This is a genomic window from Gillisia mitskevichiae (assembly GCF_003634585.1).
Lineage (GTDB): Bacteria > Bacteroidota > Bacteroidia > Flavobacteriales > Flavobacteriaceae > Gillisia > Gillisia mitskevichiae.
Genome location: NZ_RBLG01000001.1, coordinates 720,088 through 745,815, shown reverse-complemented (window position 1 = coordinate 745,815; position 25,728 = coordinate 720,088). Strand labels below are relative to the sequence as shown.

General features: G+C 35.5%; 25 protein-coding genes. 11 read left to right on the top strand and 14 right to left on the bottom strand.

Annotated features, from left to right (window positions below):
- Window positions 1-5 precede the first annotated feature (5 nt).
- From BC962_RS03445 to BC962_RS03395, 11 genes are all read left to right on the top strand, one after another.
- On the top strand, window positions 6-344 hold the full coding sequence (locus BC962_RS03445) for a winged helix-turn-helix domain-containing protein (protein ID WP_121344492.1): 339 nt from the start codon (window positions 6-8) through the stop codon (window positions 342-344).
- Between the two features lie 77 nt (window positions 345-421).
- A complete protein-coding gene (locus tag BC962_RS03440; RefSeq protein WP_121344491.1) occupies window positions 422-1,576 on the top strand; it encodes a cysteine desulfurase family protein in 1,155 nt (384 codons plus the stop codon).
- The gene (locus tag BC962_RS03435) at window positions 1,573-2,727 is read left to right on the top strand and encodes an XdhC family protein (protein ID WP_121344490.1); all 1,155 of its coding nucleotides are present in this window, start codon (window positions 1,573-1,575) and stop codon (window positions 2,725-2,727) included. Before BC962_RS03440 ends, BC962_RS03435 begins: the two co-directional genes overlap by 4 nt.
- Window positions 2,724-3,332, top strand: coding sequence for a nucleotidyltransferase family protein (locus BC962_RS03430; protein WP_121344489.1), 609 nt, complete (start codon window positions 2,724-2,726; stop codon window positions 3,330-3,332). The genes BC962_RS03435 and BC962_RS03430 overlap by 4 nt, the downstream gene beginning before the upstream one ends.
- Complete coding sequence (locus BC962_RS03425) at window positions 3,329-3,565, top strand: MoaD/ThiS family protein (protein WP_121344488.1); 237 nt, start codon at window positions 3,329-3,331, stop codon at window positions 3,563-3,565. Before BC962_RS03430 ends, BC962_RS03425 begins: the two co-directional genes overlap by 4 nt.
- Complete coding sequence (moeB, locus tag BC962_RS03420; protein ID WP_121344487.1) at window positions 3,565-4,575, top strand: HesA/MoeB/ThiF family protein; 1,011 nt, start codon at window positions 3,565-3,567, stop codon at window positions 4,573-4,575. The genes BC962_RS03425 and moeB overlap by 1 nt, the downstream gene beginning before the upstream one ends.
- The gene (locus tag BC962_RS03415) at window positions 4,568-5,011 is read left to right on the top strand and encodes a molybdenum cofactor biosynthesis protein MoaE (RefSeq protein ID WP_121344486.1); all 444 of its coding nucleotides are present in this window, start codon (window positions 4,568-4,570) and stop codon (window positions 5,009-5,011) included. Before moeB ends, BC962_RS03415 begins: the two co-directional genes overlap by 8 nt.
- Entirely contained in the window at window positions 5,012-5,908 is an 897-nt protein-coding gene (gene moaCB / locus BC962_RS03410; protein WP_121344485.1) for a bifunctional molybdenum cofactor biosynthesis protein MoaC/MoaB, read from the top strand.
- Window positions 5,901-6,893 carry a GTP 3',8-cyclase MoaA gene (moaA, locus tag BC962_RS03405; RefSeq protein WP_121344484.1) on the top strand — a complete coding sequence of 331 codons (993 nt, stop codon included), beginning with the start codon at window positions 5,901-5,903 and terminating at the stop codon, window positions 6,891-6,893. Before moaCB ends, moaA begins: the two co-directional genes overlap by 8 nt.
- Entirely contained in the window at window positions 6,893-8,059 is a 1,167-nt protein-coding gene (locus BC962_RS03400; RefSeq protein WP_121344483.1) for a molybdopterin molybdotransferase MoeA, read from the top strand. Before moaA ends, BC962_RS03400 begins: the two co-directional genes overlap by 1 nt.
- 1 nt (window position 8,060) lies before the next feature.
- A complete protein-coding gene (locus tag BC962_RS03395) occupies window positions 8,061-8,816 on the top strand; it encodes a sulfite exporter TauE/SafE family protein (RefSeq protein ID WP_121344482.1) in 756 nt (251 codons plus the stop codon).
- Between the two features lie 396 nt (window positions 8,817-9,212).
- Here the strand turns inward: BC962_RS03395 and fbp are convergent, their stop codons facing one another.
- From fbp to BC962_RS03330, 14 genes are all read right to left on the bottom strand, one after another.
- Window positions 9,213-10,223 carry a class 1 fructose-bisphosphatase gene (gene fbp / locus BC962_RS03390; RefSeq protein WP_121344481.1) on the bottom strand — a complete coding sequence of 337 codons (1,011 nt, stop codon included), beginning with the start codon at window positions 10,221-10,223 and terminating at the stop codon, window positions 9,213-9,215.
- Between the two features lie 54 nt (window positions 10,224-10,277).
- Window positions 10,278-10,949 carry a bifunctional 4-hydroxy-2-oxoglutarate aldolase/2-dehydro-3-deoxy-phosphogluconate aldolase gene (locus BC962_RS03385; RefSeq protein ID WP_121344480.1) on the bottom strand — a complete coding sequence of 224 codons (672 nt, stop codon included), beginning with the start codon at window positions 10,947-10,949 and terminating at the stop codon, window positions 10,278-10,280.
- A 12-nt stretch (window positions 10,950-10,961) separates the two neighbouring features.
- Window positions 10,962-11,981, bottom strand: a complete 1,020-nt coding sequence (locus BC962_RS03380) for a sugar kinase (RefSeq protein ID WP_121344479.1) — start codon at window positions 11,979-11,981, stop codon at window positions 10,962-10,964.
- Window positions 11,982-12,030: 49 nt separating this feature from the next.
- Entirely contained in the window at window positions 12,031-12,171 is a 141-nt protein-coding gene (locus tag BC962_RS16300; protein WP_183075437.1) for a hypothetical protein, read from the bottom strand.
- A 23-nt stretch (window positions 12,172-12,194) separates the two neighbouring features.
- Window positions 12,195-12,959, bottom strand: coding sequence for an SDR family NAD(P)-dependent oxidoreductase (locus BC962_RS03375; protein ID WP_121344478.1), 765 nt, complete (start codon window positions 12,957-12,959; stop codon window positions 12,195-12,197).
- A gap of 19 nt (window positions 12,960-12,978) precedes the next feature.
- Window positions 12,979-14,259 carry an MFS transporter gene (locus tag BC962_RS03370; RefSeq protein ID WP_121344477.1) on the bottom strand — a complete coding sequence of 427 codons (1,281 nt, stop codon included), beginning with the start codon at window positions 14,257-14,259 and terminating at the stop codon, window positions 12,979-12,981.
- A gap of 216 nt (window positions 14,260-14,475) precedes the next feature.
- A complete protein-coding gene (locus BC962_RS03365) occupies window positions 14,476-15,186 on the bottom strand; it encodes a FadR/GntR family transcriptional regulator (RefSeq protein ID WP_121344476.1) in 711 nt (236 codons plus the stop codon).
- A 210-nt stretch (window positions 15,187-15,396) separates the two neighbouring features.
- The gene (locus tag BC962_RS03360) at window positions 15,397-16,317 is read right to left on the bottom strand and encodes a polysaccharide lyase family 7 protein (RefSeq protein ID WP_121344475.1); all 921 of its coding nucleotides are present in this window, start codon (window positions 16,315-16,317) and stop codon (window positions 15,397-15,399) included.
- Window positions 16,318-16,327: 10 nt separating this feature from the next.
- Window positions 16,328-17,245, bottom strand: a complete 918-nt coding sequence (locus BC962_RS03355; RefSeq protein ID WP_245983998.1) for a polysaccharide lyase family 7 protein — start codon at window positions 17,243-17,245, stop codon at window positions 16,328-16,330.
- Window positions 17,242-18,141 (bottom strand): PKD domain-containing protein, encoded by a 900-nt coding sequence (locus BC962_RS03350; RefSeq protein WP_245983995.1) that lies wholly within the window; start codon window positions 18,139-18,141, stop codon window positions 17,242-17,244. Before BC962_RS03350 ends, BC962_RS03355 begins: the two co-directional genes overlap by 4 nt.
- 19 nt (window positions 18,142-18,160) lie before the next feature.
- Window positions 18,161-19,585, bottom strand: a complete 1,425-nt coding sequence (locus tag BC962_RS03345; protein ID WP_121344474.1) for a RagB/SusD family nutrient uptake outer membrane protein — start codon at window positions 19,583-19,585, stop codon at window positions 18,161-18,163.
- A gap of 28 nt (window positions 19,586-19,613) precedes the next feature.
- Complete coding sequence (locus BC962_RS03340; RefSeq protein ID WP_121344473.1) at window positions 19,614-22,667, bottom strand: SusC/RagA family TonB-linked outer membrane protein; 3,054 nt, start codon at window positions 22,665-22,667, stop codon at window positions 19,614-19,616.
- Between the two features lie 371 nt (window positions 22,668-23,038).
- On the bottom strand, window positions 23,039-23,392 hold the full coding sequence (locus tag BC962_RS03335; RefSeq protein ID WP_121344472.1) for a cupin domain-containing protein: 354 nt from the start codon (window positions 23,390-23,392) through the stop codon (window positions 23,039-23,041).
- Window positions 23,393-23,397: 5 nt separating this feature from the next.
- Entirely contained in the window at window positions 23,398-25,662 is a 2,265-nt protein-coding gene (locus tag BC962_RS03330; protein WP_121344471.1) for a heparinase II/III domain-containing protein, read from the bottom strand.
- Window positions 25,663-25,728: the final 66 nt, after the last annotated feature.

The window sequence follows — 25,728 nt, the reverse complement described above, 5'->3', positions numbered from 1 at the left end:
CTTGAATGAAGCAATTAAAGATCAAGTGTTGGATAGAAGAGGATGGAGAAAAGTTTTATGGACCGGGACCTCATGAACTCCTTAAACAGATTCAGAAGGAAGGCTCCCTTTCCAAAGCCGCCGAGCAAATGCAAATGTCCTACAAAAAAGCCTGGGCAATAGTTCAAAGACTGAATCAATTATCAAAAGAGGCATTGGTGATTTTGAAAAAAGGAGGTCAACATGGTGGAGGTGCGGAAGTAAGTCTTTACGCATTAGAAATAATGAAAGAATATGATGAGCTTCAATTGAAAATACAACAGCTGATAGAGCAAGAAGAAAAATTACTGAAGGTCTTAAAATAACTTTAAAGCCTAAAGATTAGTCGTTAGGCTTTATTAAATTTATATACCGATATGTTTACAAATACATAACGCTTTTAATGAATACTAAAAAGAAGATCTATTTAGATTATAATGCTACTACTCCTGTTGATAAAAGAGTGGTTGAAGTGATGTTGCCATATTTCACTGAAAATTTCGGGAATGCTAGTAGTGACCATATTTTTGGATGGGATGCTGAGGAAGGTATTGAGTTTGCGCGTGAGCAGGTTTCCAATCTGGTGAATTGCAAATCTACAGAGATCACCTTTACTTCTGGAGCTACCGAAGCTGCAAATCTTGCTCTTTTTGGCTTTTGTAAAAAGAATAGCTCGAAGGGAAAGCATATCATCACCTGTAAAACAGAACATAAAGCGATTTTAGATACTATGCAAGCGCTGGAAACAGATGGTTTTCAGATCACTTATCTAGATGTGGATGCTGAAGGAAATATAGATCTTGAGGAATTAGAAAGATCTATTAATTCGGAAACAATTTTGGTCTGCCTGATGTTGGCCAATAATGAAACCGGACTCATACATCCTCTGAAGCAGATCGCGAAAATTGTGCATGAGAAAGGAGTGAAATTGATGAGCGATATTACTCAGGCCGTAGGTAAATTTCCGGTAGATCTTATAGATCTGAATCTAGATCTAGCCATATTTTCATCACATAAGCTCTACGGACCTAAAGGTGTTGGTGCATTATATATCAATAAAAAGAATAAAATAGAGATCGATCAAACAGTTTTTGGCGGAGGCCAAGAAAAAAGAATGCGTCCGGGAACTCTAAACGTTCCAGGAATTGTTGGTTTTGGAAAAGCTGCGGATCTCATTTTTTCGGAAATGGAGGAAGAATCTAATAGAGTATCAAAATTGAGAGATCAGTTAGAAGCGCTTTTGGAAGAAATTGAAGATGTTCATATCAATTCTAAAAAAGCTAATCGCTTACCAAATACAACAAATGTCTCTTTTGAAAATATTGACGGCAATCATTTATTGAGAAAACTGAATAATCTTGCTGTTTCTCGTGGATCAGCTTGTACTTCGAACATTGTGCAGCCATCGCATGTTCTTAAAGCGATGGGATTAAGTGATGAGCTTGCATTGTCCTCTCTTCGAATTAGTCTCGGTAGAAATACTACGCATGCCGATATTGAATTTGCTTCACAAGAGATAAAAAATACAGTCAATCAATTAAAAAAAGCTGTGATATGAGAGAATTAGAATTCATCATAGCACAATACGAAAATTTAAGATCTCAGGAAATTGGATGTGTGCTTGCGACAGTGGTTCATGTGGAAGGTTCTTCCTATAGAAGAGCCGGAGCGAGAATGTTGGTAGATGAATATGGGAATATAACAGGAGCTATCAGTGGTGGCTGCCTTGAAGGCGATGCTCTAAGAAAAGCTTTACACGCCTTACATAAGCAGAAAAATAAATTAATCACTTATGACACCAGTGATGAAGATGATGCGATAATTGGTGCTCAGCTAGGCTGCAATGGAATCATTCAGGTATTGTTCGAACCTTTAGATTACGAGGATAGCCATAACCCATGCGAATTGCTTAAAACTGTTGTTGAACAGAAGCACCCTTTTGCGATAACTGTCATGTTCAATTTAAATAGATCTAAAGAGCAATTGGGAACTATTTTGCTAATTGATGAACATTCAATGTATAGCGGGAAGCAACCGGGTAAAGAAATATTAGATCTTATTCTGGAACAGGCTAAACTCACTTTTGAAAATAAGAGTTCTTATTTTGCTGAATTCAATATTGACAGAGAAACACAGCATCTTTTTATTCAGAATTATCAACCTCCTGTAAAACTGATCATTATTGGAGCAGGAAATGATGCTCAGATCTTAGCTCAACAAGGAGATCTGTTGGGTTGGGAAGTGATAGTAACCGATGGAAGGCCAACGCATGCTAATAATGAACGCTTCTCCAGTTCCTGCCAGGTGATCGTAACAAAACCTGAGCGAACGCTGGAACATATAGAGATAGATAAGCGGAGTTGTTTTGTATTGATGAGTCATAACTATAATTACGATTTGGCTGTATTGAAATTGTTGCTAACTGAAGACCAAATTCCATATATCGGAATTTTAGGCCCATTGAAAAAATATAATCGGATGCAAAATGATCTGGAGCCTGAAGGAATTCGACTTTCTGAAGAAAATAGGAGTAAGATCCATGCTCCTATTGGTTTGGAAATTGGTGCTGAAACACCTGCGGAAATCGGACTTTCAATTCTATCTGAAATTCAATCTGTATTGACGCAAACTGGTGCAAGACCATTAAGAGAGAAGTCGGAACCTATACATGAGAAGAAAGATAATCATTTTAAAGAAATAAAAGTTTGATACAGAATGCTAAAATCGGAGTTGTAATACTAGCTGCAGGTTCTTCCAGCCGACTTGGATATGCCAAGCAATTAGTGGAATTTAAGGGGAAATCTTTATTGCAACATACGATAGATGTTTCAACTTCGATTGATTTTGACAGCAAAGTTTTGGTCTTAGGAGCTAGAAAAGATAAAATAGAAAGTGAAATAGATCTAAAGGAATTTGTAGTCGAAATGAATGAGAATTGGCAAGAAGGAATGTCTACTAGTATAAAAAAAGGAGTATTGCGGTCTCAGGAATTAGAAAATGAGTTAGACCATATATTGATCTTGTTATCAGATCAACCCTTTGTGAGTAAAGAAAGAATTAAGGAATTAATTCAGGTTCAGTTGGACAAAAATACTCAAGCAACCTATTCAGAATACTCAGGAGATATTGGCGTTCCTGCAATTTTTTCCGCAGAAGTTTTTTATGATTTAAAAGAATTGAAAGGCGATCAGGGAGCAAAAAAACTAATTCATGATCAGGAACTAGATTACGAGATCGTGAAATTTGAAATGGGAAATTTTGATGTAGATACTGCAGAAGATGTAGAATTATTAAAACAGATGGAAGAAGAATGAAGGTGAATGTAAAATATTTTGGTGCGATCGCTGAATCAGCCGGGAAAAGTGAAGAAGTTTTGGATTTAGAGAAAGGATCATCTGTAAAAGATCTAAAGAATCAGCAGATCAAAAAATATCAGATTCAAGATGCAGATTCTATACAAATAGCGGTGAATCAGGATCTAAAGAATGAAGTTGAACTAAAAGACGGTGATGAGGTGGCTTTTTTACCACCATTTGCAGGAGGCTGATGAGATACGACAGACAAATAAAATTAGATGAAGTTGGAATTTCCGGACAAGAAAAACTCCGAAATTACAGGGTGCTTATCATAGGTGTGGGCGGACTTGGATGTCCTGCAGCGCAATATCTAGCAGGTGCTGGTGTAGGGAAGATTGGGTTGATGGATCATGATAAAGTTTCTATTACCAATCTACATCGTCAGGTTTTATTTAATGAGGATGATATTGGTAAGTCTAAAGTTTTGGTAGCTAAAGAAAAGTTACAACAATTGAATAGTGAAATAGAACTAATTGCAATTGAAGAAGCCTTAACGATTGAAAATGCGGAAAAGCTTTTTAGTGAGTATGATATTATTATTGACGGAACCGATAATTTTGAAACAAAGTACTTGATCAATGACGCTTGTATTCTTGCAGGAAAACCCTGGATATATGCATCTATTTATAAATATGAAGGACAGCTTTCGGTATTTAATTATGAAAATGGACCGACATACAGATGTCTTTTCCCAAAGACAACACGACAAAATATAAGTTGTGAAGCAACCGGAGTTTTAGGAGTAGTTCCGGGAATTTTTGGAATGCTTCAAGCAATGGAAGCTCTCAAGATAATTTTAGGGATTGGTGAAATTCTTTCAGGAAAACTAAAATTATCCAATTTGTTAACTGGTTCAGAACAAATTTTGAAGCTTCAGAAAAAGCAAGAAGAGATCGATAAGATTAAAGAGAACGGAATTATTCCGGTGAAGATTGTATGCAAGTTAAACGATGAATCTAGGCTGTATTTAGATATTCGTGAGATTTTTGAACAGCCCAGAATTAATTCAGAAAAAGTCATTCAAATCCCACTGAGCGATCTTGACGATCGAATTTGGGAAATTCCGAAGGAGAAAGAGATATTAGTCTTTTGCCAGTCGGGAAAACGAAGTAAGAAAGTGGTGGATCTCTTGAAAGCTGAATATGGTTTCGAGAATCTTAAAAATGTAGAAGGAGGAATAGAAACAATAATAGATGGATAAGAAAAAACCAAAGAAAGTATTTGTAGATGGCGCGATTCCGCCGGAAAAGATAGCGACTTCCATTGCAAATCATCAGTCTAAGACCAATATTGGTGCACACAGCATCTTTTTAGGTCAGATTCGTGCCGATGAAATAGACGGAAAAACGGTGAGTGCTATTGAGTATTCGGCGTATGAAGAAATGGCTGAAAGTATTTTTCATGAGATCCGGGAAGCGGCATTTTCCAAATTTGATATCACATGTGCTCATATCTATCATAGTCTTGGCGAAGTGAAAACCGGCGAACTATGCCTTTTTGTGTTTACTTCTTCGGCCCATCGAAAGATTGCGATTGAAGCTTGTAATTATTTTGTAGAAGAGATCAAGGCCAATGTGCCCATTTTTGGAAAAGAGATTTTCGAAGATGAAACCCACCAATGGAAAGTGAATAAATAGATGGTTGATATTACCCATAAAATAAATACGTTAAGAGAAGCTACCGCGATCGCGATTGTGCGAACTTCCAGCGAAGAAACGATCAAGGCGTTACAGGAAAATAGAGTCCCGAAAGGCAATGTTTTTGAAATGGCCAAAGCTGCAGGATTGCTTGGAGTGAAAAAAACTCCAGATCTTTTGCCCGATTGCCATCCGCTACCTATTGAATATACAGGAATAGAATATGAGATAAACGGATTGGAGATCCAAATCTCAGTAAAGGTTAAGACAATTTATAAGACCGGTGTTGAGGTGGAAGCAATGCATGGTGCGAGTATAGTTGCGCTTACTATGTATGATATGTTGAAACCTATAGACCAGAATGTAGAGATCGGGACTATAAAACTTCTGAATAAAAAAGGAGGAAAATCTTCTTATAAAATAGAGGCTGAAGGATTGACTGCGAAAGTCATTGTTTGTTCAGATACTATTTCCAAAGGACAAGGAGAAGATAAGGCAGGAAAGGTGATTGTTTCAAAATTGGAAGAATTAGGAATTAAATCTGAACGGATTATTATTCCAGACGAACCTGAAGAAATAAGAACTGCATTAAATTCTGCAGAAGCCAATATTGTAATTTTCACAGGAGGAACTGGCGTTAGTTCGCGTGACGTAACTCCGGATACTATAGAACCAATACTGGACCTTAAATTGAAAGGCGTAGAAGAACAAATGAGAAATTATGGCCAGCAGCGCATGCCTTATGCAATGCTTTCCAGATCTGTAGCCGGAATAAAAGACGGAAAAGTAGTTTTGGCATTACCAGGGTCTACCAAAGGAGCTGCAGAATGTATGGATGCAATATTTCCGCACGTATTGCACGTTTTTAAAGTGATAGAAGGGAAAAGACATGATTGAGGAGAAAAAGAAAATAGTAGATAATTTTGGTAGAGCACACACGTATCTTAGGATCTCCCTAACAGATCGTTGCAACCTGCGTTGCTTCTATTGTATGCCGGAAGAAGGGATAGAATTGATGGAGAAGTCGAGCATCATGAGCATTGAAGAGATCATTGCACTTGCTACTACTTTTCGAGATCTGGGAGTGGATACGATTCGGCTTACCGGTGGAGAGCCACTTGTGCGTAAGAATTTCGGATTTTTAGTAGAGGAACTGGCAAAACTTGGTGTTACACTAAAGATCACTACCAACGGAATTATGCTGGATAAATATCTGGAACTGTTTCAGAAGATAGGTTTGAAAAAGATCAATCTGAGTCTGGATACCTTGGATAAAGCAAAATCGGTTTTTATTACGAAACGGGATTATTTCGATCGCATTATGAAGAATATCGAAATGGCGTTGGAAATGGATATGGAATTGAAGCTGAATATTGTATTGATCAAAGGAGTGAATGACAATGAGATCAATGATTTTATAGAATTGACGAAGCATAAAAACCTCGCAGTAAAATTTATTGAGTTCATGCCATTTAAAGGCAATAACTGGGACTGGAGCAAAGGCGTGTCAGAACACGAGATATTAAATATCGTTTCCGCCGAATTTGGAGATATTCAAGAGCTCAAAAATCCCAAACATAGTACTTCCAATAATTTCCAGGTAAAAGGACATGTGGGAAGCTTCGGAATTGTGAGTACGATCACCAATCCGTTTTGCGATGAGTGTAATCGCATTAGGCTAACTGCAGATGGGAAAATGAAGAATTGTCTTTTTGCAAATTCTGAAACCGATCTGCTTACTCCTATGCGTAATGGTGAAGAAATGAACGAGCTAATTACAAATGCGATCAAGACGAAAAAGTTTTCACGTGATGGTATGGATGTAAAAATGGATGCCGAGCATTACGAACAGAATAGATCTATGATCTCAATAGGAGGATAATGGTTACAATTGAAGAAGCACATAAAATTATAAAAGATCAGAAGGTTAAGCTGAAAACCGAAACTAGGAAACTTGAAAACTGCTTAGATTTTTCAATTTCAGAAGATATTACTGCTCCCTTTGATATGCCATCTTTTGACAATTCCGCGATGGATGGTTACGCCTTGTGCGGAATTTCTCAGGAATACATCATTATTGGTGAGGTTGCAGCGGGTGATAAGAAAGATTTCAAATTGAAGTCGGGAGATGCGGTCCGGATTTTTACTGGCGCAAAAGTTCCTAAAAATACTACTGCAGTGATGATGCAGGAGAAAACTAGTGTGGTTGGGAAAAAGCTGACTTTGCAACAAATGCCGAAGGAAGGACAGAGTATTCGTAGAAAAGGAGAAGAATTAAGGAAGGGACAGCTAGTTTTCGAAAAAGGAACCACGATCACGCCAGCAGGAATTGGACTAATAGGAAGTCTGGGAATTCAGAATATTGAGGTTTATAAAAAGCCACTTATTAATTTGATCACTACAGGAAATGAACTGATCGAGCCCGGAAAGCCTAAGGCGGAAGGGCAGATTTACGAATCCAATAGCTATGCACTGGCTTTAGCTTGTGAACAATTTGGATTTAAATATGGGAATAAAAAGCAAATCGATGATGATTTTGAAGCAATTAAATCGGGAATCAAAAAATCCTTAGAAACTTCAGACGTATTGATCCTTTCCGGCGGAATTTCGGTGGGAGATTATGATTATGTAAAGCAAGCTCTAGAGGAAAATGGCGTAGTAGAACAGTTCTATAAAGTCTTTCAGAAACCAGGGAAACCCCTTTATTTCGGAAGAAAAGAAAATAAATTTGTATTTGCTTTACCAGGAAATCCTGCGTCTTCCTTAAGTTGTTTCTACGTGTATGTGTTGCCATTTCTTTATCGGCTTAACGGATCTGCAAAAAATGGATTGCAACGGTTTTCTTTCCCTATTTCCCACGATTTTAAAAACAAAGCAGATCGGCCTTTATTTTTGAAAGCAAAGATCAGCAATAATGAAGTTGAAATATTAGACGGACAAGGTTCCTCAATGATATTATCTATGGCACATGGAAATGCATTGGCATTTATTGAAGCTGAAACTTCGTATAATAAGGGAGAAAAGCTAGAATGTCTTCTAATCTCATAATATGCCTATAGAATATCTGCCATTTATCTTTTTCTTTATCGCTTTATTCTACAGTTCGGTTGGTTTTGGAGGAGGCTCTAGTTATCTAGCGATCTTGAGTCTGATACTTACCGATTTTTATGAGATACGATCTACAGCGCTCATCTTAAATATTTGTGTAGTTACAATTGGAACTATCATTTATATTAAAAACGGAGTTTTAAAGCCGAAATTAATCTGGCCGTTTTTTGTACTAAGTATACCAATGGCATATTTAGGAGCACTGGTAAAGCTTTCCCAAAATGCATTTTTCCTGTTGTTAGGAAGTGCTCTACTCTTGGCAGGAATTTTTATGATGCTGAAACTGATTCAAAGCAGAATAGAATCTGTAGAATTTTCCAATCCAAAGAAGCTGTTGTTAGGAGGAAGTATCGGATTGCTATCTGGTATTTCTGGGATTGGAGGAGGAATCTTTCTATCTCCGGTGCTAAATCTTTTAAAATGGAAAGACTCCAGAATCATCGCTTCGCTAGCTTCAGTTTTTATATTGGTTAATTCTCTGGCCGGGCTTGTTGGCTTAAACGTAGCGGGAACATTTAAGTTAGATTATGATCTAATTTTTAAGCTCATAATTGCAGTTATACTCGGCGGAAGTCTTGGCTCTTATCTTTCCAGTAAGAAATTCAACTTAAAGATTTTAGGGATTCTTACAGCGGTTCTAGTGATCTATGTAGGGCTAAAACTTATTCTTGACCATGGCTTCGGAATCCAGATCTAATTTTATTTCTTTCCACTTTCCTCTACTTAGCCAAAAATATAAAGCGTTGTCATTAGATTTTATTAGATAGGGTATTTTCCTGATTTGCCTTTAAAGAAATTCCTATCAGAAATCTTACAGTTTAGTAAAGTTCCAAAACAATTAATTGTTAGCAACAATAGGGCTTAGAGGTGTTTTGGAAAATTATAAAGCTAAAATTTGATGTTATTTTCTTCAAAGTGAATATAAAATATTATGAAATTAAGCTCAATAAAAATAAAAAACCCCATCAAAATATGAAAGGGTTTTATAGTACTCGAGGCGGGAGTGCTTGAAAATCTGCTTGTGCCGTTATTATTAGGCACTCCAAGCATTGGTAATTGGAGTGTCCCCGAATTAGACACCTTTAACTCAGTTTTAAGATTTACAAGAAGTTAAAAACTCTTCAGCCTTTTCCACCATTTCTTTATTACCACAAATAAAAGGCACCCTTTCATGTAGTTCTTCAGGCTGTAACTCCATTATTCTTTTAAGACCATCCGAAGCTTTTCCCCCAGCCTGTTCGGCTAAAAATGCCAAAGGATTACATTCATACAATAACCGCAATTTACCTTTTGGAGCTGTTGTTCCTTGAGGATACAAATAAATTCCACCAAGTAACATATTTCTATGAAAATCTGCCACCAAGGAACCGGTGTACCTAGAAGTAAAAGGTCTATTCTCTTCTTCGTTTAGCTCCTGTACCCATTTAATATATTTTTTAATTCCAGCAGGAAAATGTACATAATTCCCTTCGTTAACAGAATAAGTGCTTCCAGTAGCAGGAAATTTAATACTTGGATGAGAAAGAAAAAAAGATCCGATTCCTGGATCAAAAGTGAAGCCATTTACCCCGTTTCCGGTAGTGTATACCAGAATTGTAGAAGTACCATAAATCAAATATCCAGCTGCTACTTGCTTAGTTCCGGGTTGTAGATAATCTTTTAATTCTACCTTGCTTCCTTCAGGAGTAATTCTGCGGTAAATACTGAAAATAGTTCCTACAGTAATACCTACATCAATATTGCTTGAGCCATCAAGAGGGTCTATAAGCACAACATATTTCGCATTCTTATGTATTCTATCATCAAACACTAAATAGTCTTCTAACTCTTCAGAAGCTAGTCCGCAGATTTCACCACGTTTACGAAGGGAACTAATAAAAATATCATTAGCCATTACATCTAACTTCGCCTGGCTCTCTCCTTGTATATTTTCTTTACCAGCTTTTCCTAAAATTTCGGCAAGTCCAGCCTTATTAATTTGCTGATTTACCATTTTCCCTGCAAGCCGAATAGAACTTAGCAAAGCGCTTAATTCCCCTTTTGCATAGGGGAAATCCTTTTGATTTTCAACAATAAATTCTCCTAAAGTTATATGCCTTTCCATTCTTTTGATTTATATAAATTAATGATATCAGGCACTTTTAGAAATAAACCTTTTTTACTTCCCTTTCAGCTCCTTTATAATCGAAGTGCATTTTTTTACAAGGTTTACAATTTCAGTATAATTATAAGACCCAGTAGAATCCTTTATCATAAGCTTAGAACCAATACCCACACAAAAAGCCCCAGCATTAAACCAATCTTTTAAACTTTCCTCTGTAGGTTCAACGCCACCTGTAGGCATAATACTTGTCCACGGCTGTGGCCCTTTAATTGCTTTTATAAATTCAGGTCCATATATAGAACCCGGGAATAATTTCACCACTTCACAGCCCATTTCCTCCGCTTTTGCTATCTCAGTTAAAGATCCACAACCTGGAAAAAATGGAATTTTTCTTCTATTGCATACTATTGCAATATCTTCTCTAAACACAGGGGTTACAATAAAATCTGCCCCTAATTGAATATATAATGATGCTGAAGACCCGTCTGTAATAGAACCAATTCCCAATGCAAGACCGGGATAATTTTTTTGAACATGTTTACTTAGTTCGTTAAACACTTCATGAGAAAAATCACCACGTGCAGTAAATTCTAAAACCCTTGCTCCCCCATCGTAACAGGCTTTTATGATTTTTTTTGCAACCTCTATATCTTCATGATAAAATAAGGGAACTAAGCCTGTAGATCCCATAATATTTAATACCTCGAGTCTTGATAGTTTAGACATATCTAATAATTTTTATCGTTTTACTAATGCAGATAAGTCTCCTTGCATAATAGCATTGATCTCATTTAAGGAGGCTAAATTGATGTCTCCTGAAATTGTGTGCTTAAAAGAACTTGAGGCTACCGCAAAATCTAAAACCTTTTGAGCCTCCCAATCTTGACTTAGGCCATAGATAATACCTGCCATAAAAGCATCTCCAGTCCCTAAACGATCTACTACCGGAATGATTTCCTTTATATCTGAGGTAACTAATTTTCCGTTGGAATACATTATTCCACCAATTTTTTGATGCGATGCACTTTGGGAGTATCGTAATGTTGATGGTAAGAATTCTAGTTCTGGACAACTTTCTAAAACTTCTTTATAATGATCTCCTAAGGTCTCTGGCAAAGTATAGTCAGGATCAATATCTCTTCTCCCTAGCATTTTAAAAAGTGTAGCAAGATCAGCCAATATAACATTTGTTAAGGCTAAAATCTCTGGTAAGACCTCATCTGGTCTTTTTCCCCATTTCCAAAGTGTTTTGCGATAATTAAGGTCACATGAGATTTTAATATTCATGCTTCTTGCAGTCTTGCAAGCAAGCAAACATTCCTGAGCTGCCGCCTCAGAGATACCCGGTGTTATACCCGACCAATGAAACCATTCGACTCCTTTTAAAGCCTTTTCCCAGTTTATATCGCCGGTTTTCACATTAGCAATAGCACTTTCTGCCCTGTCATAAATAACCTTTCCCGATCTAATCGCAGAACCTTTTTCCAAAAAATAAATTCCGAGTCTATCACCTCCCTTTACAATATGCTTTTGTCCTACACGATATCTACTAATTTCTGAAAGAACCTTATCCCCAAAATCATTATCCGGTAATTTCGTTACGAATTGAGTTTTTAAACCCCAGTTTTGCAAAGAAACCAGGGTATTAAATTCTGCTCCACTGTAAGAGGTCTCAAACGTGTTTGCCTGAAAAAACCTAAGATGATCAGGTGGAGATAATCGCATTAAGATTTCACCAAAAGCAACAATATTTTTCATAAAGTTTTTTAAATTTAAGATTAGCTAAATGCTAGACTTAAGTTGATCTCTATATAATTTCCTGTTCTAAATAAGTTACTTCTGAAGCTAAATAACTCACAATATCTACAATTTGATATGCTTCAGTTTTTCTATATTCAAGAATTGCAATAACTGCTTCTTCCCTAATTTCATTTTTTAAAGTAATCATGGAAGAAGGATAATTTACAACATTTAGATTCCCAATGCTTGTCCACCACCAATTTGAATGGTTTCCGCAGTAATAAAAGCAGCATCATCACTTACTAAGAAGGATATAACAGAAGCTACTTCTTCCGGCTGTCCTAATCGCCCTAAAAGAATATTGTTCTTCCAAGAAGCAAACACTTCTGGTTTTGTAGATTTAATTTGTGCATGGAAAGGCGTGTCTATGGTACCAGGAGAAACTGCATTAACACGGATGCCATATTCTGCCAAGTCTTTAGCTAGCGCTCTTGTAAGAGTGTTGACAGCCGCTTTTGAAGTTCCATAGATACCTGCACCAGGACCACCAGCATTCCATCCAGCATTGGACGTATAATTTATAATTGATGGATTTTTTCCAAGTTTTAAAAATGGGATAGATGCTCGGGAAGCAAAAAATGCTGAATCCAGATTTAATGCCATTACAGATCTATAAAATTCTGTGGTCATATCTTCAAACCTAGATCTGCCTCCAAGACCACCTGCATTGTTTACAAGCACATCTATCTTACCGTATTTCTCTCCTATTTTTTTAATATTTGAAGAAACAGCCTCCTCGTTTGTTACATCAAAACCATAGTACTCTGCAGAAATACCATCTTTTTTAAGCTCCTCAATCCTGTCGGCGCCTTTTTCATCTTCAATCCCGTTTAAAATTACGGTATAACCGTCTTTTCCAAGTCTTTTAGCTACTTCGAATCCAATTCCGCCAGTTGCTCCTGTTATTAATGCTACTTTTTTCTTTGAATCACTCATTATATTTCAATTTATTTGATTAATTATTATTCTTTTTGTTATCTACGGGGCCAATATTTCTACATAATAGGTATACTGAAAGCACACCCAGAGGTACAAATACTGCTATTAGTATAAAGGCCGGAGTATAGGATTCTTTAGTAATTACAGGAATCAAAAAGTTCATTATAATTACTGAAAAAATCCCTACTGAACCTCCAAGTCCAGCTAGTGATCCTACAGATTTTCCACTGAATAGGTCGCTAGGTAACGTTTGAATATTAGAAATAGCGAACTGAAATCCAAACAACACAATTGCTACAATCCCAACAAATTTTACCGGTGTATCTGCATATAAAATTGTTGTAACTAGACCTAGGAACATTAAAAGACCACCTATCCAAATAGTTCTTTTTCTAGAAGTATCAACGGAGTTCCCACTAGCTATCCAGGTCCCCGTTAAAAGTCCACCTATAACACTTCCCGCAGCAGCACCAACAAATGGCACCCAGGCAAAAAGTCCGATTTCTTTTACATCAAACCCATAGGTATCTGCAAGATATAAAGGCATCCAACCTACAAACAACCACCAAATTGGTTCCAGAAAGAATCGGGATGCTAATACAGCCCAAGATTCTCTATGAGAAAGGATCTGCATTATACTTAACCCCTCGTCCTCATCATCTTCATTTCTCCCAAGGTGACGCCCGGAAACTATATGAGCTTTTTCTTTTTCTGTTATCCATTTATGATATTTAGGTTTATTCTTATTAAATATCAACCAGGGTATAATCCACAACATCCCACTAGCTCCAATAATAATGAAAGTTGTCTCCCACCCGAATGCTAAATACAAATAGGCAATTAATGGCGGTGCAATTACAGAACCCATGGAAGCACCAGCATTAAATATTCCTTGAGCGATAGCCCTTTCCTTTACTGGAAACCACTCGGCATTACTCTTAACAGCTCCAGGCCAGTTTCCTGCTTCTGAAACTCCTAGTAATACTCGAAATGCACTTAAGGATAACAATCCTCTTGAAAATGCATGCAAAATTGAAGCTAAAGACCAGAAGAATATTGAAAGTACATAACCAACACGTGTTCCTACCTTATCATACAATTTTCCTGAAATAGATTGCCCCAAAGCGTAGGCTACCATAAATACATTTAATATGATGGCATAATCTGAATCTGTCATGCCTAGATCTTTAGAAATCCCGGGCCACATAATTGCCAGTGCTGATCTATCAATATAGTTAATGACAGTAGCAAGAGCTATTAAACCTATAATCCACCATCTAAGACCTTTTATTTTCATAATTTTTGTTTTCTTATAATTAATGAGATACTAGCTTTAAATTAAGGCAAAGTATTCCCATACCCAGTCTAGAACTGAGTTTTATAGACAATAAATAATATCATTTACAGGTATAAATTTTAGAGAAGGAAGTCTATACCAAGGAACTATATCTATTTAATTAATTTCTCTCATTTCAACTTTTATAATTTGGAACGTGCATTCCAATTTTGCCATTTATAAGTCTACATTGTAACAATATTTATATAAACTTCTAAAATGTAATTTCATTTTCTCCTTAGCTTCTTGAGGATCCATATTTTTTATTGCTTTATAAATAGCTTTATGTTCTTCAATTCCAAGAATTGCTTGGTTTTCATCACAAACATGATATTTCGCGAAATTTGTAATAATTTCTGGAGTAATAATAAGCATGAAAGTATTCATAGTACTATTACCACTTGCTTTAGCGATAGCCAAATGGAATAGAAGATCTTCCTGAACTGCATCTTCCCCTTTAAGAGCCTTTTCCGTATAAGCTTCTAATGCATCTTTCATTTGCTTCAGCTGTTCCTCAGTGCGTCTCAGGGAAGCTAATCTCACGGTTTTTAACTCCAATAAGATTCTAGTTTCAACCAGAGATTTAAAGTCTGGATCATTTAAACTCAAAATATCCGAAATCATTCCGTTTAGAGCAACCACTCCAATATTGGCTAAATAAGTACCACTTTGAGGAACACATTGTAAGAGTCCGTAAAACTCAAGAGTTTGGATTGCTTCTCTTAAATTATTTCTACTTACTCCAAACCTATCAGACAGCATACGTTCTGAAGGCAACTTATCACCCGGCTCCAGATTTTTGAAATTAATATAGTCCCTTATTTCAGAAATAATATTATTCACTGTTTCCTGCTGAATATTTTTTTTGTTAAATGACTCCACTTTCATTTCTTCTTGTTTTAAAACGAGCTTAAGAATTGGTTAACCAAACTGGTTTGTCAAATTTAGGTATTTTTTTTTAGTTTACAGGATTAACTGAATTCAATTAATACATTCCTTTGCATTCTAGTGATTATTAGCTTTCACAAGCTTGTAAACTTGTGAAAGTCAATAATACTAATTGAAACTAAACCAATTTTAAGCTAATTCCTAATAGTTTCAATGGCTTACTTCAAGATCAAAATATTTTACTTTAGCAAATGAATTTTCATTTTTACTTGCAAAATAATTTCCGGCCTTAAAGTAGTTTTCAAATACATTCCATTTTTGGATATGTATATTATCGTAAACAACTTTTTCTTTATCATTTAAAGTTATTTCCATCTTTCCTTTGGAAGCAACAATCTCTAGAGTAAATTTTTCATGTCCAACTTCTTCTAAAAAATTAAAACCTTCATCATCACCCCAAGCATCTGTGAATAAGATCTCAGTGTCTGAAGCTTCAATATCTTTTAGGACTTTTGTTTTCACCCGTATCTTTCCTTTAAACCAATATATCTTTAATATAGGTGGCGCATTATTATCGTCTTCACCAATTAAATCCCTTTGCTCATTGGTAAGTCTGCCATGGATTTGCATTACTATTGTTCTTTCAAACTCCCCGTTCTCATCTTTAGAAATTTCTGGAACCGATAATGTACCTTTCATTTTCCCGCCTTGTTCGAAGGTCCAATTTACACTGTTATTTCCTGGTTGCATCTGCTCCCTGAGTTCTGTTCTGGAATAAGATGAGTTTGCAGTAGATGAAGCAGGAAATGTGTAAAAAACAAGTGAACCATCCGTAGAATCGTTATACATAAACCTTTTTAAGGTCTCATTTGTAGCATAATCTATAATCTCCGGCGGCTCAACTTCTGTAGGATTTCCTATTGGAATAGTAACTTTCCAATGGCTAAGATCTATATTTGGTAACTTATAGTCTTTAGAGATTTCCGTTTCTGGTACTACTTCTATAGGATCTACAATAGGTTTATCCACCGCTTCCTCTTTTTCACAGCTAATAAAAATACTCAGCAGGCCAAGCGTATAGAAAGAAAAACAGACGGACTTAAAATATTTCTTATATCTCCTATTTCTCATTTTCAATTTGTTAATGTGAAACTTTCAGTTTAGAGAATTTCACTTTAGCATATGCGCCCTCATCTGTGGTTTGAAGATAATTTCCTGCCTTGAAATAATTTTCGAATACTCCCCATTTTTCCATGTGAATGTTGTCATAGGTTTTAAATTCATTATTATTCAACGAAATCACCATCTTTCCATCTGATACATCAATTTCAATATCAAACTTTTTAAATCCAACCTCATTTTGAAAAGTGTAACCATCATCATCAGCCCAAGCTTCTTCATACAGCAGACCATCTGCTTTTGTGCCTAAAAATTTCAATTCTTTGGTCTTCACTCTTATTTTTCCATTATGCCAGTAAATTTTCAATATTGGTGGGGCATTATTATCCTTTTGCCCGATTAATTTCTTCTGTTCATCTGTTACTCTTCCATGAATTTGAAGAATGATCACCTTATGGTATTTTCCTTCTTTATCTCGCGATACATCTTCCATAGAAATGGTAGCTTTCAAGTTTCCTCCTTTTTTAAAGGTCCAATTAATATCATCATCCCCAGCAACCATTTGTTCTCGTAATTCAGACCTTGAATATTTAGTATTCGCTGTTGTCGCATTACTTGGGTGCGCGTAAAATACCAATGCACCAGAAGTTGAATCATTATACATATAAGGTTTCAACACTTCATTGTTTGCATAATCGAGGATTTTAGGAGGTTCCACACTTATGGCCCCTCCTTTTCCCTCCCCTTCCGGGATAGTTACTTTCCAATGACTTAAATCTATATCTGGTAATTGATACTTTTTATCTGAGTTAAGATCCTTTTCTGATGGATGATTAATTGCAGATCCAGCACTCTGACATTGAATTGAAATGGAACTAAAAGTTAGCACTCCAATTAAAATCACAGCTTTTTGAAAATATTTCATTGGTTGCTTAATCATTCTCCCTCTGTTTCTTCCTCCTCAATAACTGGAACTATAGATACATCATCTATGTAAGCATCACTCGTATTGTTAGTATCAAATAGCATGGAAATTTCTCCATTCGCACCAGTTTCAAATTCGATAATTAGCGCATTATAATTCCCTTTACCCTCGTTTTTCTCACCTTTTTCCTGAGCTAATAGCGTAGCAGATTCAAATTCATCATAATTTGATAATTGACCATCTATAATGGAAACCCTTATATAATCACCATCAGACTGCAATGCATAATAGACTGTGAACATATATTTTGTGTTAGGAGATACTGTTATACCTTGATAGGATTGACGTCCATTTGTCGCACTAGCTGGATATTTTGCAGCTTGTGTATCACCTCGGCCATCAGAACCTGTTATTTGATGAATACTTGCCCCGCTTAATCTCCAACAGTCCCGGCCATCTTGCCCATCACCACAAGCTTCGCTACCATCCTCAAAATCTGCCTCTCCTATAGTTGGTGTAATTGCTGCAGGCACTGGAGGCTCTACTACCTTAACTTCTTTGCTAAAGGAATTTGTTACGCCTAAATTATCTGATACTGTTAAAGTAACCATATAAGTCCCTTCGTCCGGAAAAGTATTAGTGGCGTCCAACTCTGTAGAGGTGTTACCATCTCCAAAATCCCACATAAAAGTTGTTGCACTATTAGATAGATTAGCAAAATTATATGTTAGAAAATCTGTATCACTTTGTGATGCTGTAAAATTTGCCGAAGGAGGTGTTTTATCTGCAATAGAACCAGCTTCAGGTAGATCATATTCATAATCACAAGCAAAAAGGCTAGACATCATTAAGACCACAGACATTAGCTTAAAAGATCTTAAGATGGAAAGTTTATTGATTATTGTTTTCATTTTAAATTTTTTAAAGATTTTAATATCCTGGATTTTGCTGCATTATCCCATTACTCAGGTTAATTTCCCTTTGCGGAATTGGTAGTAATAGATCTGTAGCACTAAAGCTATAATCATTCATACTTGAGAATGCGGAAAGGACTTCTTGAGCTGCCCCAAAACGAACAAGATCAAAGAATCTATGATTTTCAAAGGCTAATTCTACACGTCTTTCATCCAATAGGTCTTGTTTGGTAATAGTTGTAACAGTTTCTGTAAAACCTGCTCTATCCCTAACTTTTTGAAATGAATTTATCGCAGCAGTAGCACTTGTTTCTTGACCTCCAGCTAAAATTGCTTCAACATGCATTAATAAAACATCTGCATATCTAATGATTATCCAATCATTCCCCGCCAATTCTGGATTGCTGGATGTAGGTTCTATATCTAAACTTGAATCTCCATTCGGAAGATATTTTACAACTTGATACTGTGTAGGTTGCGCCATGTCTTGTCTATAGGAATACTCTGTTCTATTCCCTCCTTTAGCATCCAAAGCCAATCTAGCATCTGCGGTTACATAATTCACTCCACTGGTTCTACCTACGGAATTCAACCATTCTGCGGAAATATTCTGACTTTCTGAAGAAAGATCTGAAGTATAACCTATTGCAAAAATCACTTCATCATTATTCTCAGTATAAAATACATCCTTGAAATTCGATTCTAGAGAAAATTCTCCACTTGTAATAACCGATTCTAAAAGTGTTTGTGCTTCAGAATAATTTGTGCCTAGGGTTAGATAAACTTTAGCCAGAAGTGATTGAGCCGCAGCTTTAGATGCTCTATTCTTATAACTATTATCCAAGTTCTGAATAGATACTTTAAGATCACTAATAATTAGATCGTAAATTTCACTGGATGGAACTCTGGTAAATGCTATTTCCTTTTCAAGTGGGCCTATTAAACGATCTATCAAAGGAATATCTCCGTACAATCTCACCAAATTAAAATAAGCATAGGCTCTTACAAATTTCGCTTCTCCTTCAAACTTCGGAGATTTCGCCTCAGATGCTGCATCTAGATTTTCTAAAACCAGATTAGCACGGTAAATAATCTCATAAAAACTTATGTAATAATTAGAAACTATACCATTACTGGCAGTTACGTTATAACTTTCAAACTGAGCAGCTTCTCCTTCACTAGATTTAGTTCTGGTGTTATCGCTACGCATTTCAGTAAGGTAATATTCTCTTTGAATACTAAAGTTGTCGTCCAAATCATTAGAGTTCACACCTTGTATAGCATCATACATTCCTATAACTCCTGTTTCAATTTCTTCATCATTTTGAAAGTAACCCACTGAAGAGATTGCAGATTCTGGCAAAGGCTCTAGAAAATCGGCTCCACAGGAGATCATCATGATGGATAAAAATCCAAAAATTAAATATTTTATTTTTTTCATAATTGTGTCTTTTATACTTTTCTTACAATTAAAAATCTGCGTTTAATCCAATCGAAATTGTTTTATATATAGGAGATCCTCCTCTTTGATACCCGTAAGTTGTTGCCGAAGTGTCGTCTATAGATTCTGGATTAAATCCAGTATAGTTGTCTGCTGTCCAATACTTAAGGTTTTGTCCTGCTGCATAGATTCTTAATCCCGTTAATCCTATTTTTGAAGTAAGATTCTCTGGTAAATTATAACCAATATTAACATTTCTAAGAGCTACATAAGATGCATCTTGAATTACAGAATTGGTAAATATTTTTTCTTTAATAAAACCTTGGTTTGGGGTTGTTGCTGGAACAAAATCTTGCCCACTATTAAAATGATTGAATATGTATTGATCTCCCATATTCCTAACCTCCGCTCCATGGCTTCCCTGAAATAAGAAACTCACGTCTACATTTCCAATCTTAAAGTCGTTTGTAAGACTCCATAATAAATCTGGATACGGATTTCCAAGAATAGTTTTATCATCATCATCTATAACCCCATCGCCATTTAAATCTTTTACATATACATCTTGGGCCTGAGCTCCTATAGGAAAGAAAGGTTGTTGTAGATTTTCTAAAGCAATTTGCTCATCTACCACCCAACCGTAAAAGGAAGAAATAGGTTGCCCTTGTAAATTTATCCATTCTGCAGCTCTCTTGTCATCCACAATTTGGATTTGACCATTGGAATCTGCAAAATCTGTTAGTTCGTTATCATTCATAGAACCCAAAATAGTAGTACTCCATTTAAATTTAGAAGTGGATATGTTTCGTGTTCTTAACTCTAATTCCAAACCACTGTTTACAACTTCACCTATATTTACTAATGCATTTCTAAAACCGGTTGTGGAAGAAACAGGATTAAAAAGTAATAGTTGATCACTAGTACGCTTATAATAATCTACAGATCCTGTTAATCTGTTTTTAAAGAATCCAAAATCTAATCCAGGATTAATTTCTTTAGAACGCTCCCATTTTAAATCTGGATTTGCAATATTCAAAGCAATAAATGCCGACTCTAAACCACCACCTATTGTAGCAGATGCTGGTCCTAAAAGTGGTAATGATGGATAAAGATCTATAATATCGCTATTGGTATCTAAGTCTTTATTTCCGGTGAACCCATAACTTAATCTAAATTTAAGATTACTTACATAATTATTTTCTCTAAGAAAATCTTCTTGTGCTATATCCCATCCAACAGAAACAGCAGGGAAATCCCCATACTTTGATTCAGCTCCAAAAATAGAACTACCATCACGACGAAAACTTACAGATGCAAGATACTTATCTGCATAAGCATAATTCACTCTGGCAAAGTAACTTTGAAAACGTTCTGAATAAATAAAGGATCCAATATCTGTTGCAACAGTTGCTGCCGAAAGTGTTTTTATTAAGTCTGAAGAATAACCAGTTCCAAGAGAACTACTCCCTTCATAATCCCATTTTTCGAATGAAATACCAACCAAAGCATCAATTTCATGATCACCTATTGTAGTATCATAACTCAAATAAGTTTCAGAAGCTACATGAATTCTATTTTCATTAGACACTTCATAACTAGCATCGGAGGCACCGTTTCTACTAGATAAAACTCCCTGCCATCTATCTCTAAATGTATTTTGATAATCTCCAGATAAATTAGCTCTTATACTTAAATCATCCAAGATCTTATACTCTCCATAAAAATTACCATATAATTTTAATTTCAAATCATTTCTATCTCTCTCCACCACTTTCGCAACAGGGTTTGTGTTTGAGGTATCACTTATATCTATAAGAGTGCCGTCTCCAAATAAATCATAATTGTCAAAATGCCTCTGTATCGCATAATCTCCAATTTGAACATCTGGATAAACATTACGATCTACATATTGAATAGAATTTTCATCATGGTAAACTGGAAGCCAAGGAGATTGGCGTAGAATATCATGTGTAGATCCATCAAATCTTCTTGTATTAGTGTAAGAAGGAGCTAAATTTCCACCCATCTTAAATTTATCACTAACCTTAGTATCTAATTTTAATCTTAGATTATATCTTTTGTAATCATCTGTAAGTAAAACACCTTCATCATGAAGATAGCCCATTGATATACTGAATTTAGTTTTTTCAGTTCCTCCACGAGCACTTAAAGAGTGATTTTCAATAATCCCACCATCAAATATAATGTCTTGGTAATCACGGTCTATTCCAATTTTCTGAATATACTGAGTTCTGTTTGATAGCTGCCCGGTTGCGGCAAGTTCTGCTGCAGCGGTTTTAGCTACAGAAAAGTAATATGCATCGCTTTCTCTAGCTTCTTTAAACCCCATATAAGTTTGATAGCTAAAAACCGTTTTACCTTCTTTCCCTTGTTTAGTGGTAATTAATATAACCCCATTACTTCCTCTAGATCCATAAATAGCCGCAGATGCAGCATCTTTAAGCACATCGAAAGATTCAACTTCGCTCATATCCAAACTTCCCAAGAAATCATTGTCTACAACAAGACCATCTACAACAATTAAAGGATCTGAACTTCCTGTTAAAGAACCCGTTCCCCTAATTCTTATAGTTGGTGCAGAACCAGCTTCACCTTGCGTTGCCTGAATATTAACCCCAGATATCTGTCCAACAAGTGCATCATCTATTCTTGCCACCGGCAATTGATCAAGATCTTCGTTCACTACACTAGAGACCGCTCCGGTTAAGTGGCTTTTCTTTCGAGTACCGTAACCAATTACAACAGTTTCATCAAGTTGTTGTGCATCAACAGACATAGAAACATTCAATATTTTTTGTTCATTAATAATAATTTCTTCCGTATTGAAACCTAAAAAAGTGAACTGAAGGACATCTCCCTTCACTACATCGATTTCGTAATTACCATCAAAATCAGACACTACTCCCCTATTCGTACCCTTAACAATTACGTTAACCCCAGGTAAGGTAAGTTGATCTGATTCCGAGCTAATGGTTCCCGAAAGAAGAAAGCTCTCCTGCGCAATAAGAGTGAAATGGCAGAAAAACACCATTAAAACAATTGCAAATTTCTTCAAATTCATAAGTTGATTTTTTAGTTAATTAGACTCATTTAATAAATTAGTTACCAGACTAATCTTTAGATTTAATAATTCCTACCAGTGGAAATTCAGAGGAAAAAAGAGATTTGGATTACTTATGAATTTGTACATTTGTAACAATTGGTTACTACCAAGTAATCGATATGTATTTATAACTTCTCTCAATGAAGTTTTTATAAAAGGATAGGCGTGCACCTATCCTTTTTTCTTTTCTTAAATTTAATTATATAAGAACTTTTTCTGGTAAACCAATTTGGTTTTCCAATCTGGTTTACCAAATATATATTAATTTATTGTTAATTAAAAAATATATTGAGGTAAATTTTGCGGTTTTTTTAGTTAAAGTTTCTCAATTATGTACTTTGAAAGAAATCTTCTCTAATTGGACTGAATACATCTATCAAAATTCCTTTTTCTTTACAGATCGCTCCATGCATTTTATGAGGAGGAATATAAAAAGAGTCTCCTCCTTTCAAGATTTTAGTTTCATCTCCAATGGTTAATTCGAATTTTCCACTTACCACATAAGTTACTTGAGAATGGTGGTGCTCATGCATTGGACCTATGCTTCCTACCTCAAATTTCACTTTTGCCAGTAAGATTTTGTCATCGTATCCAAGAATTTGTCTTTGCACACCTTCTCCAACAGTTTCCCATTTAACTTCTTCGGACTTTAAAAATTCTTTACTTGTGCCTATATCTTTCATAATATTTAGTTTTCAATTATTGTATAATTCCCTTTCCAGGAAATTTCATTATTATTTATCCTTAAACTATGCCGGCCTTCTCCATTTTTATTAGCTATTACAAGAAGTAGCTTCGTTTTATTAAATCCAATAAGCTCAACAGCAGTATACTCATCATTATCTATAAGGATTTTCGCTTCCTTAATTTGGCTAAAGGAATTGTTCCCTAATTCGGTTATTGGATTATAACTTCCATGAGGCTCTAAAACCGAAACAAATACTGCATCTTTAGCTTTATGTTTTCTCCAAATGTAAACCGGATCTCTTCTTAGGTTGAATTGAGGATCTGAAGCTCCTAATCTGGCCATAATTAAACTATCTCCCTCTTTAGTAACATTAGTTAGCGTATAAAACTTATTATTATTAGACCAGGTGAATTTAGAATTGTTAGCAGAGGAGATTCCAGCAGCTTCTTTCCATAAATGCTGATATCCATTTTTTGAACCTAATTTTTCAAGTTTTTCTGGTGAATTATATTCAAAATTTGTTTCTATTATTTGACCGAAATAATAAAATGGCAAGTCATATTGATTCTCTTTTGCTCCTGTTACTCTAAAAATATCGATCATTACAGGTTTTTGAAAAATGTCACTATTTATTAATGCCATTGTTCTATGCATCTGAGTACCTGGATATGCATTATTTTCCTTTGCACTTATTATTTGGACATCTGGTTTGGAAAAATCTGAAAAATACTTCTCAGAATGAAACTTGGTACCTGTATCAAAATCACCATTAAAGTGAGAAGTTTCATTTTGAATAATTGTATTATGCGCTATACTTTGTTTTGCCCAGCTGGTGTTTTCTTTCAAATATCCTCCACCATTTTTTTGTTCAATATTTACGAATCTCGCAAAACCATAATCCTGGATCACTTCTTCTCCATCATTATAAAATGAATAAGAAAGTTTATCGTAATGTCCATGACTATCTCCTTGAGAAGTATATTTCATTACCAACGAGTACCTACTTTTATCCTCCTTACTATGTAAAATTGCTACACCTCCTTTATTCCCTTTTGACCCATCCGTAAGAATAATTGACTCTTTAAGAAACTCTTGCTCTTCCTTGTTTTTTAATCCAAGGGCTACAGCGAGTCCGGCATCATCTAAAGTAACCTCACCCTGTTTTTTTGCAATAGAAAGTAGCATTGGATTATGTTCTCCATAATAATATGCTGCATCTACAGACATGATCACAGAGTTATTGAAATAAGACATTCCTTTTTGGGCATCGTTCAAAGGGAAGAATTCCCCATCCGCATCAGTTAAATTTATCAAGGCATAAACTGATTTTACCAAGATGCCATCCTTATATTCAAAAATCTTTAATTCAGGTTTTTTATTCTGTAAGGCTTTCGCAAACAGCATAAATGGATACAATGCATATCTCTGATAGTATGGGCCTTCTGTATAGTATCCTGAAGGTGAAAAAGCTTCTTCCATATTAGCCAAAAAACCAGCTGCCTGACCTTTTTGCTTGATAAGTCCGCCATCATTATCTCTTGCAGTCTCATCTATATTATCTTCTTTAAGGCCATAAAGCGCAAGGTCTACCAACTCTTCATCATTCATTACTAAACCAATCATACCAACAGCGGCATTTCCCCAAGTACTGTGATTATGAATTCTGTTAAAAAATTGAGGGCTTTCTACTGAAAGAAAATCGGCAAAAGGCTTAAATAAATTGTTTTCTAAAGTTGCTCTTTCCTCTTTACTTATCCAGTTGTAGATACTGCTATAAGCCTGACTCATAGAAACCAACCAATTTGAATCGTTTAATGACTGCCAAAATATTTTTCCTCTTGCATAAGAACGCTCTTCAGGATGCAGGGGTAATTTTGGATACATCGCTGCATATTCCAAAAGCATCTTTTTAATATAATTGGCATATTTTTCTTCTCCTAGAATATTAAAAAGTACTCCGGCTTTCTGTGCTGTACTATAATTCTTCTTGTGGCGTTCGTGTGTATACCCACCTGCAAGATCTTTAGGGATAGGCACCTCAATACCATTATTAATTTCTATATCTACCTCATCTTTAATTTCTTGTAAACTCCTATCGAACAAAGGAACTTGTCCAAGATTATCTTTAATTTTCTTAAGACCCTCTTCTGTCAATATCAAACCTGAAGATTTTGAAGATGCCTGATCTTGTGCCTTTATAAATTGGCTGAAGATGAAAAGAAAAAAGAAAATTCTTAAAGAGTGACTTTGGAAAAGGCTTGTCATACAGGCTTTAGGTTTAGTGTATATTCAAAAAGATGAACTAATTTTTGTAATAAATTACTATATCGA